At 72.8% G+C, this 12,120-nt stretch carries 10 protein-coding genes; 3 read left to right on the forward strand and 7 right to left on the reverse strand.

The genetic code is table 11. The features are described from left to right. Positions 1–32: 32 nt before the first annotated feature. Positions 33–1,217: a winged helix DNA-binding domain-containing protein gene (locus tag ACIA73_RS33145; protein WP_399442593.1), complete on the reverse strand. Its 1,185-nt coding sequence runs from the start codon at positions 1,215–1,217 to the stop codon at positions 33–35. Between the two features lie 136 nt (positions 1,218–1,353). On the opposite strand from ACIA73_RS33145, the gene ACIA73_RS33150 reads away from it, so the two are divergent. Then, positions 1,354–2,631 carry a nucleotide disphospho-sugar-binding domain-containing protein gene (locus ACIA73_RS33150; RefSeq protein WP_399442595.1) on the forward strand — a complete coding sequence of 426 codons (1,278 nt, stop codon included), beginning with the start codon at positions 1,354–1,356 and terminating at the stop codon, positions 2,629–2,631. Positions 2,632–2,721: 90 nt separating this feature from the next. On the opposite strand, the gene ACIA73_RS33155 is transcribed toward ACIA73_RS33150, so the two are convergent. Next, positions 2,722–4,332: an FAD-binding oxidoreductase gene (locus ACIA73_RS33155; protein ID WP_399442596.1), complete on the reverse strand. Its 1,611-nt coding sequence runs from the start codon at positions 4,330–4,332 to the stop codon at positions 2,722–2,724. A gap of 254 nt (positions 4,333–4,586) precedes the next feature. On the opposite strand from ACIA73_RS33155, the gene ACIA73_RS33160 reads away from it, so the two are divergent. Together ACIA73_RS33160 and ACIA73_RS33165 are read left to right on the forward strand one after the other, a co-directional pair. After that, entirely contained in the window at positions 4,587–5,093 is a 507-nt protein-coding gene (locus ACIA73_RS33160) for a nitroreductase family deazaflavin-dependent oxidoreductase (protein ID WP_399442597.1), read from the forward strand. Next, positions 5,090–5,953: an NAD(P)H-binding protein gene (locus tag ACIA73_RS33165; protein WP_399442598.1), complete on the forward strand. Its 864-nt coding sequence runs from the start codon at positions 5,090–5,092 to the stop codon at positions 5,951–5,953. The genes ACIA73_RS33160 and ACIA73_RS33165 overlap by 4 nt, the downstream gene beginning before the upstream one ends. Positions 5,954–6,028: 75 nt before the next feature. Here the strand turns inward: ACIA73_RS33165 and ACIA73_RS33170 are convergent, their stop codons facing one another. Genes ACIA73_RS33170 through ACIA73_RS33190 form a run of 5 tightly spaced genes read right to left on the reverse strand, consistent with a single transcriptional unit; the run spans position 6,029 to position 11,967 of the window. Then, the gene (locus ACIA73_RS33170; RefSeq protein WP_399442599.1) at positions 6,029–7,009 is read right to left on the reverse strand and encodes a Gfo/Idh/MocA family protein; all 981 of its coding nucleotides are present in this window, start codon (positions 7,007–7,009) and stop codon (positions 6,029–6,031) included. Further along, on the reverse strand, positions 7,006–8,403 hold the full coding sequence (locus ACIA73_RS33175) for an NDP-hexose 2,3-dehydratase family protein (RefSeq protein ID WP_399442600.1): 1,398 nt from the start codon (positions 8,401–8,403) through the stop codon (positions 7,006–7,008). Before ACIA73_RS33175 ends, ACIA73_RS33170 begins: the two co-directional genes overlap by 4 nt. Further along, complete coding sequence (rfbH, locus tag ACIA73_RS33180) at positions 8,400–9,704, reverse strand: lipopolysaccharide biosynthesis protein RfbH (RefSeq protein ID WP_399442601.1); 1,305 nt, start codon at positions 9,702–9,704, stop codon at positions 8,400–8,402. The genes ACIA73_RS33175 and rfbH overlap by 4 nt, the downstream gene beginning before the upstream one ends. 26 nt (positions 9,705–9,730) lie before the next feature. After that, positions 9,731–10,672 carry an NAD-dependent epimerase/dehydratase family protein gene (locus ACIA73_RS33185; protein ID WP_399442602.1) on the reverse strand — a complete coding sequence of 314 codons (942 nt, stop codon included), beginning with the start codon at positions 10,670–10,672 and terminating at the stop codon, positions 9,731–9,733. Next, positions 10,669–11,967 (reverse strand): nucleotide disphospho-sugar-binding domain-containing protein, encoded by a 1,299-nt coding sequence (locus tag ACIA73_RS33190; protein ID WP_399442603.1) that lies wholly within the window; start codon positions 11,965–11,967, stop codon positions 10,669–10,671. The genes ACIA73_RS33185 and ACIA73_RS33190 overlap by 4 nt, the downstream gene beginning before the upstream one ends. Positions 11,968–12,120: the final 153 nt, after the last annotated feature.

A 12,120-nucleotide genomic window follows, 5' to 3' on the forward strand; every position in this document is an offset into this window, starting at 1 on the left:
CCGGCCGGGGGCCGGGGTGCGGACTCAGGCGCTCAGGCGTGCGCGCCCACCGTCACCGTGCCGAGGGTCAGTTCCGCGGTCGCCTCCAGGATCGTGGCGGTGCGCTCCACCTGCTCGTCCAGCTCCCGCAGCTGCGCCCTGTCGAGCGGGGCCAGCGGCTCGACGGTCACCGCAAGCCGGCGGCCCGAGCGGCGCTGGTGCCAGACGCCCGCGGCCACCCCGTCCACCAGCAGCACCGGGAAGGGTCCGGCCTGACCGCCGGCGAGCGCCCGCTCGGCGGCTCGTCCGGGGAAGACCAGGGGGCGCGGGTGGCTGCCGATGACGTACGCGTCGAAGTACGGCAGCAGACGCACCCCGCGCACCGGTTCCGCGGGCATCCGCTCGTCGCCGCTCACCAGGTACGCCGGTGCGCCGTCGAGCAGGACCTCGGAGATCCGGCCCTCCCCGGCGAGCCGCCCGAAGAGCTCTCCCGCCCAGCCGCGCGGCGCGTTCAGCCACTGCGCGAACTGATGGGCGGTGGCCGGGCCGTACCCGTGCAGGAACTGCTCCACCAGTGCGGCCAGTGCCCGCGGCCCCTCGTCGGGGCACAGCCCCGGCAGCCACCGGGCCGGGTTGGTGTAGGTGACCTTGCGCCCGCGGTTCGCGCCGAAGCACAGGGCGCCGCGGTGCGCGGCGGTGGCGATGGCCTGCCGCCAGCGCGGCCAGAACCCCTGGAAGGCGGGCATCACCAGGTCGCCCGCCCAGGGCCCGGTCCTGGCCACCACCTCGTCGGTGAGTTCGTCGGCGGTCAGCTCCGCGTCCTTGAGCGCGGCCCCGATGGCGGCCACCACCTCGTCCAGCTGTTCGGGGCTCAGCCGGACGTCCTTGGCGAACGGGCTCGCCGCCGAGGGCAGCGCGGACAGCGCACCGGTCCACATCGGCAGGTCCGCGGTGGGCAGCAGATGGACGGTTCCGCGCGGCCCGTACGTCTTGACCAGCGTGCGGTCCGTCCACAGCGCCGCGCGTACCTCGGCCCGCGTGACGCCCTCCAGCCGCAGCCCGACGGAGAGTTCGGCGGCCGACAGCACCTGGGCGTGCGCACCGCACATGACCCGGACGGCGTCGACAGGAGAGGCACCGGGGAGCGGTGCGGCCAGGCCGTGCCGCTGGGCGCGCCTGGCACACACCTCGCCCCAACTGACGGACGGTGCGGCGGTGTTCGGGTCGCGTGCGGTCATCTCTTGCGGACTCCTCGTACGGCGGGCGGGGCCGTCCAGTGTCCCGCGCCGTGCTCAAGCCGCACTCGACCCCGTCACGGGGCCGCGCTCGCACTGTGGAACCACCCACCGTCGCACCATGAGTTGAGGAGTTGTCATGCGTGTCATGTTCACCATGTGGCCGGCCCCGGCGCACTTCTACCCGGCGCTGCCGCTGGCCTGGGCCCTCCAGGGGGCGGGGCACGAGGTGTGCGTGGCATCCGCCCACGACCTGGCGGAGACCGTCACCGGGGCGGGGCTGACCGCGGTGCCGCTCGGCGACGCGTCGAGCACGCCGTCGCTGGAGCTGGAGACGGTGATCTCGTACGCCCTGGACGGCCCGGCCCGCGAGGAGCTGGAGGCCGCCCTGGTACGGGAGGAGGCGGACCGCGAGCCGATGACGATGTTCAGCACCTATGTGATGACGTCGATGCGCATGTTCCACACCCCGGGCGGCGCGCGCACTCCGGGCGCGGCGCCGGACCGGCTGCCCGGCGTGGACGGTCTGGTGGAGTTCGCCCGCGACTGGCAGCCGGACCTGGTGCTCTGGGACTCCGTGTGGCCGGGCGCCGCGGTCGCGGCCCGCGCCGTCGGAGCCGCGCACGCCCGCCAGTTGTGGGGTCCCGACTACTGCGGCTGGGCCACCGAGCGGCTGGGCACCGGAGCGGCCAACCCGCTCGCGGAGATGATGCGCCCGCTCGCCGCCCGGTACGGGCAGGAGGTGGACGACGAGCTGCTGCGCGGCCAGTGGACGGTCGACCCGACCCCGCCGGAGCTGCGGCTCGCCGTGAAGGGCCGGACCGTGTCGGTGCGCAGGGTGCCCTACACCGGCGTCGGGGTGTTCCCGGACTGGCTGCACCCGAAGCCCCGGCGGCCCCGGGTGGCGCTCTCGCTCGGGGTGTCCGCCCGGAAGATCGGCGGACCGGAGTCGATGATCGAGCACATCCTGGAGGTGGTGTCCGGACTGGACATCGAGGTGATCGCCACGCTGGACGAGGAGCAGCTGGCAGGCCGGCGGGTGCCCGACAACGTGCGCACCGTGGACTTCGTTCCGCTCAACCAGCTGCTGCCGACCTGCGACGCGGTGATCCATCACGGCGGCGGGGGCACGCTGACGGCGGCGCTGGCGCACAAGGTGCCGCAGCTGATCGTCATGGAGGGCATGGAGGCCTCCGCGTACTCGGCGCATCTCGCCTCGTACGGAGCGGGTCTGACGGTCGACCACCGCAGCCAGTCCGTCCCGGAGATCCGCAAGGCGCTGCTGCGGGTGCTGGAGGAGCCGTCGTTCCGGGAGGGCACCGAGCGGCTGCACGCCTCCTGGCTGGCGATGCCCAGCCCCAACGACGTGGTGCCCTCGCTGGAGAAGCTGACCGCGCTGCACCGGGTGGGCCGCTGAGACACCGGCTCCGGGCGGAACACGGCGGGCACACGGACGGCGGCGGGGCCCGGAGCAGTACTCCGGGCCCCGCCGCCGTTGCGGCCGCTGTCAGGCGGGCGGCTCGATGGAGAGCTGGTGCTCGAAGAAGTTCCGCGGGTCGTAGGCCGCCTTGACCCGTTGCAGGCGCGGGTAGTTGCCCTTGTAGTAGAGCGTCGACCAGGGCACTCCCGAGGTGTTCCAGGCCGGGTCCTTGAAGTCGGGGTCGGGGTAGTTGATGTAGCCGCCGTCCTGGCTGGCGTTGGACACCGGCATGCCGCCCGTCTCGGCGTACAGGTCCCTGAAGAGCCGCTGGAGCCAGCCGACGTGCTGCGCGTCCTCCTTCGGGTCGGCCCAGGCCGCACCGAGGGCGATCTTGAAGAGGGAGTCCCGCTGGGCGACCGCGGTGGCGTCCGGGCGCACGGTGTTGATCGCGCAGCCGTAGGCGGCGATGTACACCTTGCCCTGGCCCTGGTTGCCGGGGTCGGTGACGGCCTGGTAGATGGTCTTGATCTGCGCGTCGTTGAACGGCTTGCGCATGTGCGCGCCCTTGTTGCGGCCCCGGTCGGAGCCGGTGGGGTCGACCCAGCCCAGGTCCACGCTGTTCTCCAGCCACAGCCCTTCCCAGGTGGAGGGCACGGCGGGCACCGAGACGCCCTCGCTGACCGCGGCGATGTAGTCGTCCAGCAGCTTGCGGGCGTTCGGCAGGGTGGCATCCAGCCGGATCTCCAGGAAGATCGACTGGGCGGCCTTGCGGTTGAGGTGCAGCGAGCTGTGCAGACCGGCGTAGACGGAGTCGGCGCCGCTGTTGGCCTGGTGCCAGGCCGCGTGGTTCTTCACCAGCCGGGTGAAGTTGGCCTCGGTCATGCCCTCCCAGCTCCAGTTGACCCAGCTGCACAGCAGCTTGGCCGGCGGGCGGGGCAGCAGCTTCGTCGGGTCGTTGCCGGTGGCGCCGGGCGAACGGAAGAAGTACTTGGTGACGATGCCGAAGTTGCCGCCGCCGCCACCGGTGTGCGCCCACCACAGCTCGCGGTGCGGGTCGTTCGCCTCGCGGGTGGCGACCAGGGTGCGGGCCCGGCCGTCCTTGCCGACCACCACGATCTCGACGCCGTACAGGTGGTCGACGGTCAGGCCGTACTGGCGCGAGAGCGGGCCGTAGCCGCCGCCCATCACGTGCCCGCCGACGCCCACGTCGGGGCAGACCCCGCCGGGCACCGTGACGCCCCACCCGAGGTAGAGCGCCCGGTACATCTCGTACACGGTGGCTCCGGCCTCGACGGAGAACGCGTTCAGCTTCGGGTCGTAGGCGATCTCCTTCATCTGCGAGATGTCCAGCAGCACCTGGAAGCGCGGGTCGTCCACCAGGCCCTCGAAGCAGTGGCCGCCGCTGCGCACGGTGACCCGCTTCTTGGCGCGCACGGCGCTGGTGAGGGCCTCCTCGATCTGCGCCGCCGAGTAGACCATCTGCACGAACTCGGGGCTCGCCGTGAAGCGCCGGTTGTACCCGCGGGTGACGAGCTCCGCGTAGCGCGGGTCGTCCGGCCGCACCACCGCTCCGGCCGGGGCTGCCCGGCCGGAGCGGCGGCCGGCCGCGGCGGCCGGTGCCGCCTGGGCGGTCAGCCCTGCCGCGGTCACGCCCACCGCCGCTGCGCCGCCGAGGATCCGTCTGCGCGAAACATCCATGTCGAGTCCCTGTCCTTGCGCGAATTCGGTGGCCGAATCCAATCCGTTGCCGCTGGAAAGCGACTTGAGAGGCACCGGTGCGGCACGGCCGGCCCCCGCCGGCGGGCCGCTCGCCTCGCGTCCCGCCGGAGAATCGGTGGAGACCTGGTGGATTCGGGACGGGGCGGCCTGAATTCGGTCTGGGTTTACCCTCCGCCCACCGGTAGATTTAGGGGGGCAGAAATCGAATGGCCGCCATTTCGGAGGGAATTCGAATGGAACAGCAAGAAAAAATCGCCGACAGCCCCACCGGCTGGGTGGCCGACCACATCCGGACCTATGTGGAGTCGGCCGGCGCCGAGGGCCACGACTTCAACGGCTTCGCCACGCTCCTGCTCACCACCCGTGGCCGCAGGTCCGGGCTGTTGCGCCGCACCGCGCTGATCTACGGGCGGGACGGCGAGGAGTACGTGCTCGTGGCGTCCAACGGAGGGGAGCCCAAGCACCCGCTGTGGTACCTCAACCTGACCGCGGAACCGCAGGTGGAGATCCAGGTCGGTGCCCAGCGGTTCAGCGCCCGCGCGCGCACGGCGGGACCCGACCGGCGGCCCGCCCTGTGGCAGCGGATGACCGAGCTGTTCGAGCCGTACTCGAATTACCAGACCGGTAACCCGCGAGAAATCCCGATCGTGCTCCTCGAAGTCACTGAGGAACTCGAATCCGCCGTACCGGCCGAACAAGCCGCACCCGTCGGACAAGACGAACGAAAAGAGAAGCAATGAAGATTCTGGTCACCGGCGCGACAGGGAATGTCGGCCGGAATGTGGTCGAGCAGCTCGTCGCCAAGGGATTCGCCGTACGGGCGCTCACCCGCGATCCCGCCAGGGCCGCACTGCCCGAAGGGGTGGAAGTGGTGCGCGGCGACCTGACCGACCCGGCGTCCCTGGAGCCCGCTCTGGAGGGCATCGACCGGCTCCATCTCTTCCCCGTCAACGAGACGGCATCCGAAGTGGTGGAGCTGGCCAAGCGCGCCGGGGTCCGGCGCATCGTCGACCTGTCGGCGGCGGCCATCACCATCGGGCTGTACGAGAGCCCGGTCGAGGCGGCGGTCGAGGCATCCGGCCTGGAGTGGACGCATGTGCGGCCCAGTGAGTTCATGGCCAACCTGCTGCCGGTGTGGGCCCCGCAGGTCAAGGCCGAGCGCCGGGTGCGCTACCCGTTCGCCGACGAGGCCGGGGTGCCGGTCCACGAGGCCGACATCGCGGCCGTCGCGGTGGCCGCCCTCACCGAGGACCGGCACGTGGGCGTCGTCTACACGCTGACCGGGCCGGCCCCCGTCACCACCCGGGAGCGGGTGGCGGCGATCGGCGAGGCGCTGGGCGAGGAGGTCGTCTACGAGGAGGTGACCCGCGAGCGCGCCCGGGAGATCCTGCACGCCCAGGGCGGCTTCGCCGGGGAGAACGCGGACTTCCTGCTGGGCTTCATGGACTACGGCGGCGGCGAGGGCTCCGGCGAGGGAGGGACCTCCGAGGACGACTACTCCGCGCTGCTCAAGCCGTGGCCGGGCGTCCAGGACGCCACGGGCGAGCCCGCCCGCAGCTACCTCCGGTGGGCCCACGACCACGTCGAGGACTTCCGCTGACCTCGCACCGCACATGCCGCTGCCCCCGTCGCGACCGGCGGGGGCAGCGGAGCGCGGGGCGGCGGTCCGGCGCGGTCAGTTCCGGGCCTGCGCGTCGTCCGCGTACCGCCTGATGGCGTCCAGCAGCTCCGCCTGCTCCAGGAGCCGGCCGTCGGGTGCGGCGCCGCCGCGCACCGCCGCGACGAAGTCGGCCACCGTGTTCGCCATCTGGGGGTCGGCGGGCAGCGTGACCTCGCTGGGCTCCGAGTGCCTCTCCAGGCGGAGCACCGGCCGGAAGTCCTCCGGCGGGGTGAACGCCCGGTCCACCGTGATCCGGCCCTCGCTGCCGCACAGTTCGTAGGTGTTGCGGTAGCCGTGGTCCAGCCCGAAGGCGAGCTGGGCGAGTACGCCCCGGCGGGTGCGCAGCAGCACCGCCCCCGAGGTGTCGACCCGCTCCCCCGCCCCCCGCACCAGGGCCGCGCCCGCCACCTCCAGCTCGGGGCCCAGGAAGTGCAGTGCGGCCCTGACCGGGTAGACCCCGGTGTCCCACAGGGCGCCGCCGCCCAGCGTCTCGTCGTAGCGGATGTCGCCCGCCGACTGCCGGGGGATGGAGAACTCGGCGCGCAGCGAACGGAGTTCGCCGATCGCGCCGTCGGCGACGAGCTTGCCGACGGCCTCGTGCTGGGAGTGGTGGACGAACATCACGTTCTCGCGCAGCGCCAGGCCCCGCTCGGCGGCGAGCCGCATCAGGGCCGCCGTGGTCACCGGGTCCAGGGTGAGCGGCTTCTCCGCCAGCACGTGCTTGCCCGCCCGCAGCGCGGCCTCCGTCCACCGGGCGTGCAGCGCCGCGGGCAGCGGCACGTACACCGCCTCGATCCCGTCGTCGGCCAGCAGCGCCTCGTACCCCTCGACCCCCCGGCAGCCGTACTGCCCGGCGAGTTCCGCCGCGCGGGCCCCGTCGCGGCTGGCGACGGCGACCAGCTCGACCTGGTCACAGGCGGCGAACGCCGGGATCATGCGGCGGCGGGCGATGGCCGCGCAGCCCAGCACGCCGACGCGCACCGGTCCGGCCGTCACAGGGCCACCGATCCCGCGACGAGCACCGACAGCAGGGTGCGTGCCTGCACGTTGAGGTAGTGGCCGTGCTGGACGAGGGTGTTGAGCTGTGCCGGGGTGGCCCACTGGTATCCGGGCGGCGGTACGGCGGGTGCCTCCTGGGACTCGATGAACAGGTAGCGGCTCTCCGCGTTGAGGAAGCGTCCGCCCTCCTCGGAGTGCAACGCCTCGTACAGGATCCGGTCCGGGGCGGCGCGCAGCACCTCGTCGAGGAAGGGCGGCCGGTCGGCGGCCGGGTAGTTGCCCGGGTTGTACTGCACCGTGGGGCCGAGCTCGACGGTGTCGAGGAAGCCGCCCTCCACCCGGGCGTGCGTCAGCAGGTGCGGTACGCCGCCGAAGCGGCGCACCAGGAACGCGGTGACACCCTGCCCCACCGGCTCGAACAGGGGCTGGCTCCAGCCGCCGACCTCCCGGCTGCCGGCCTCCACGTCGACGCCGACCACCTTGAAGTAGCGGCCCTCGCGGTGCTGGATGCTGTCGGCCGAGCGCTCCCAGTGCGCCACGTCACGCAGCGGGATGCGCTCGGCGTGCACGTCGTGCCGGGAGCGCTCGGCGGTGAACCAGGACCGCAGCGCGGTGTCGGAGAGCAGTGCGGTGCCGGAGAGCAGCGCCGGGTCACCGTCCGCCGCCGGGGCGAAGGGGGCGCAGGCCAGCACGGTGCGGGAGTCCATGTTCACCACGTTGTCGCGGCCGAGCAGGACGCCGATCTGGCCGAGGGTGAGCCAGCAGAAGTCGTCGTGCAGCGGTACCTCCTCGTCGGTCTCGACGAGCATGTTGCGGTTGGACTTGCGGAAGAACCAGGAGCCGTGCTCGGACTGGAGTACGTCGGCGAGCACCCGGCCGCGGTCCGGCCGCACGAAGTGGTCGAGGTATCTGACCCCGGAACCCCCGTGGGCCTTGGTGTAGTTGCTGCGGGTGGCCTGCACGGTGGGCGAGAGCTGGAGCAGATTGCGGTTGCCCGGCTCCATCTTGGCCTGCATCAGGAAGTGCGGGACGCCGTCGAACTCCTTCACCAGGATGCCCAGGATGCCGACTTCGGGCTGCTTGATGACGGGCTGGCTCCAGTGCGGGAAGGGGCCCTCGCCGGTGGTGACGCTGAGCCCTTCGACGCTGAAGAACTGTCCCGTGCGGTGCACGAGGTTGCCGGTGTCCTGCTGGAACGACCAGCCGTCGAGTCGGTCGAGGGGAACCCGCCGCACCAGGAAGCGGTGCGCCCGCTCCCGGCCGGCCAGCCAGTCGGCGAACTCTTCGGTGCGCAGCTGCGCACCGGCGTCGGTGAGGGCCGCGGAACGGGCGAAGCGGGCCGCCGCGCCCTGCCGGGCGCGCGGAACGGTCTCGGGGCCGAGGAGGGTCATGTGCGGGCCCCCACGAACTCCTTCACCGAGGAGACCATGTAGTCGATCATCTCGTCGGTGAGCCCGGGATAGACGCCGATCCAGAAGGTGTGCTCGGTGATCAGGTCGCTGTTGGTCAGCTCGCCGACGACGCGGTGCGGCTTGTCGAAGTAGGCGGGGTGCCGGGTGAGGTTCCCGGCGAACAGCCGCCGGGTGCCGATCTTGCGGTCCTCCAGATGGGCGACCAGCTCGGCCCTGGTGAAGGGGGCTTCGGCGTCGACGGTCAGGACGAAGCCGAACCAGCTGGGGTCCGAGCGGGGGGTGGCCTCAGGGAGCAGCAGGTGCGGCAGCCCGTCCAGGCCCTCGCGCAGCCGCCGCCAGTTGCGGCGGCGCGCCTCGCAGAACGCGTCGAGCTTGTCCAGCTGGGTGAGGCCGAGGGCCGCCTGGAGGTCGGTGGCCTTCAGGTTGTACCCCACGTGGGAGAAGATGTACTTGTGGTCGTAGCCCGCGGGCAGCGTCCCCATCTGGTAGTCGAAGCGCTTGAGGCACTTGTTGCTCTCGCCCGGCTCGCACCAGCAGTCCCGGCCCCAGTCGCGCAGTGACTCCACGATCCGGGCGAGCGCCAGATTCCCGGTCAGCACGCAGCCGCCCTCGCCCATGGTCAGGTGATGGGCGGGGTAGAAGCTGACCGTGGTGAGGTCGCCGAAGGTTCCGGTGAGCTTGCCGTCGTAGGTGGAGCCGACCGCGTCGCAGTTGTCCTCGATGAGGAACAGGTCGTGCTCCTCGGCGAGTTGGGCGATCTCGGCGACCTCGAAGGGGTTGCCGAGCGCGTGCGCGATGATGATCGCCCGCGTTCTGGGGCCGATGGCCTGCTCGACCCGGGCCGCCGTGGTGTTGTACGTACCGAGCTCGACGTCGACGAAGACCGGCACCAGCCCGTTCTGCAGGATCGGGTTGACGGTCGTGGGGAAGCCCGCCGCGACGGTGATGACCTCGTCGCCGGGGCGCAGCGCGCGGTCCTCCAGCAGGTGCGAGGTGAGGGCCGTGGTGGCCAGCAGGTTCGCCGAGGAGCCGGAGTTGGTCAGGTGTGCCTTGCGGCGGCGCATCCGGCGGGCGAAGGTGGACTCGAACTTGCGCGAGCTGCGGCCGGCCGCGATGCGCATCTCCAGCGCGGCCTCCACGAGCGCCACCCGGTCCTCCTCGTCCAGCACCGCTCCGGACGGCCAGATCTCGCTCACCCCGGGCACGAACGCCCCGTCGGGCTGGGTGTCCTGGTGGTACTTGCGCACCTCGTCCAGGACCAGGGCCTTGTGATCGCTCATTTCCGTACCTCTCTGTGTCGTGTCTCTCATGCCGCTTCGTGCACGTGCACCCGCACCCCGCGGGCTTCGAGGAGGTCCGGTAGCGAGGAGTCCGGCGCCCGGCGCGGGCGCCACCCCAGCAGCCGGTGCGCCTTGGTGATGTCGAGCCGCTGCCACTCGACGTCGGCGCGCGCGGCGGCCTGCCGCGGCGCGACGAGGGGAAGGTCCAGGCCGCTGAGCGCGACCATCCGTTCGACCAGCCGCTGGGCGGGCAGCGCTTCGCCGCTGCCGATGTTGACGATCTGTCCGGCCACCGTCCGGGCGGGGGCCGAGGCCACGGCGAGCACCGCGTCCGCGACGTCCGCCACGTCGACGAAGTCCCGCCGGGCGGTCAGCCCGCCGAACGGCAGCGGCTCGGGTGCCCGCCCCGCGCGCAGCTCCGCCGCCGCCTCGGCGATCAGGTCCGCGACGGTGCGCAGCAGGCTGCCCGGCGGGGTGCCGGGCCCGATCACGTTCGCCAGCCGCAGCACCACGGCCTCGGGGCCCGCGGCGGCGGCCACCCGCAGTACGGACCGGGTGCCCCGGAGCTTGGTGCGTCCGTAGGGGGTGACGGGTGCGGGCTCGTGGTCCTCGGGGGTGCCGCGGTCCCCGGCGCCCGGCCCGTACTCGTGCACGGACCCGAGCTGGATCAGCCGGGGCCGGTGCGGCTGGGTGAGCAGGGCCTCCAGCAGCCGGTCGACGAGGACCGCGTTGCCCTGCTCCATCTGTTCGGACCCCGCCCGCCAGGCCCGGCCCGCCGCGTTGACCACCACGTCGGGGCGTTCCGCCGTGAGCAGCGCGGCCAGGGCGTCCACCCCGCCGGGCGCCAGCAGGTCGACGGGCCGCTCACCCCGGGTGGACACCGCCAGCACTCCGGCGCCGGCCGCGGCGAACGCCTCGCACAGGTGGCTGCCGACGAAGCCGGTGCCGCCCAGCACGAGCGCCTTCACCGGCGGTGCTGTGCGGTCAGCTGCTCCAGCGCCGGCACCACGTCGTTGGGGCTGGGCCGGGAGAGCCAGTCGGCGTGCAGCCGGTGGGCTCCGGCCCGGAACCCGGGTGCGGTGAGCACCCGGTGGATCTCGGCGCGGATCTGCTCCACGGACTGCTTCTCGTGGTTGAGGGTGACTCCGGCGCCCGCCGCCGTCAGCCAGTCCGCGTACGCCCACGCCTCCAGTCCGCCGCCGCCCTCGACCACCAGTTGCGGTACCCGGTGTGCCACGGCGGCGGCGGTGGTGCCGCCGCCGCCGTGGTGAATCACCGCGTCGCAGGTCGGCAGGAGCTGGTTGAGCGGCAGGAAGCCGAGGGTGCGGACGTTGTCGGGCACCGTGACACCGGCGAGTTGTTCGTCGTTCAGGGTGGCCACCACGTCGATGTCCAGGCCGCCGAGGGCCTGGAGCATGTGGTCGATCAGCGAGTTGTCGTTGCGGTGCTCGCGCACCGAGACGCCGAGGGAGAGCGCCACCCGGGGGCGGGACGGCGCGGGGTGGAGCCATTCGGGGACCACTCCGACGCCGGTGTAGGGCACCCGGCGGACCTCCACCGTCCGTGCGCTGGTGCGCAGTTGCATCTCCGGCGGAGTGGTGTCGACGGTCCACTGCCCGTACAGCAGCTCGTCGTCGATCTGCTGCCCGTACCGTTCGGCGACCGGGCGCAGGACTTCGGTCAGCGGGTCTTCGAGGCCCGCGGCACTCAGCTCGGCGCGGTGCGCCGCGAAGCGGTCGCTCGCCCAGGCCCCGACGTCCAGACCCCACAGCAGCCGGGCGTGCGCGGCCCCGGCGGCGCGGGCAGCGATCGCCGCGCCGGGCCAGGTGGGCTCCCACAGCACCAGGTCGGGCTGCCAGTGCCGGGCGTACTCCACCAGCGCGTCGGTGGCGGGTGCGGGGTCGGACGGGACGACGCCCGCCGGGTGCAGGATACGGGTGGCGATGAGGTGGTAGGTGCTGTAGACCTCCCAGGCCTGCTGGGCCGCGAAGCCGTCGGCGGCCCGCACGCCCAGCGTGTCCCGCAGCCGGGACCTGTGGTCCTCGTCGAGTGCCGCGGAGGCGTAGGTGTCGAGGTCCAGCGAGGGCATGGTCGCCGCGGTGCCCAGGGACACCGCGGTGAGCCCGGCGGCCGTGACGGCCTCGGCGAGGTCGGGGTGGGAAGCGATACGGACCTCGTGGCCCGCGCCCTGGAGGGCCCAGGCGACCGGGATGTCCGCGTAGAGGTGTGACGGGTTGGGCCACAGGGTGATCAGGACGCGCATCGGGTTCGGTCTCCTCCGGCTGCGTACGGGGCGGGCGCACGGCTGGTGCGGCGCACGGACGCGACTATCGGGGTCCCCGCTCGAAGGGCGGTCGACTCCCGGCGGTCCCCACCCGCCCTGCCCGCGCGTACCCCGCGCCGCCCGGGCAGGGCC

The sequence above is a fragment of the Streptomyces sp. NPDC051561 genome (assembly GCF_044454195.1).
Classification (GTDB): domain Bacteria; phylum Actinomycetota; class Actinomycetes; order Streptomycetales; family Streptomycetaceae; genus Streptomyces.

Bases quoted from the DNA above. Each gene is read 5' to 3' on its own strand.
- ACIA73_RS33165 (WP_399442598.1), top strand. From the start codon at position 5,090: ATGAAGATTCTGGTCACCGGCGCGACAGGGAATGTCGGCCGGAATGTG.
- ACIA73_RS33175 (WP_399442600.1), bottom strand. From the start codon at position 8,403: ATGACCCTCCTCGGCCCCGAGACCGTTCCGCGCGCCCGGCAGGGCGCG.
- ACIA73_RS33145 (WP_399442593.1), bottom strand. From the start codon at position 1,217: ATGACCGCACGCGACCCGAACACCGCCGCACCGTCCGTCAGTTGGGGC.
- rfbH (WP_399442601.1), bottom strand. From the start codon at position 9,704: ATGAGCGATCACAAGGCCCTGGTCCTGGACGAGGTGCGCAAGTACCAC.
- ACIA73_RS33190 (WP_399442603.1), bottom strand. From the start codon at position 11,967: ATGCGCGTCCTGATCACCCTGTGGCCCAACCCGTCACACCTCTACGCG.
- ACIA73_RS33150 (WP_399442595.1), top strand. From the start codon at position 1,354: ATGCGTGTCATGTTCACCATGTGGCCGGCCCCGGCGCACTTCTACCCG.
- ACIA73_RS33155 (WP_399442596.1), bottom strand. From the start codon at position 4,332: ATGGATGTTTCGCGCAGACGGATCCTCGGCGGCGCAGCGGCGGTGGGC.
- ACIA73_RS33160 (WP_399442597.1), top strand. From the start codon at position 4,587: ATGGAACAGCAAGAAAAAATCGCCGACAGCCCCACCGGCTGGGTGGCC.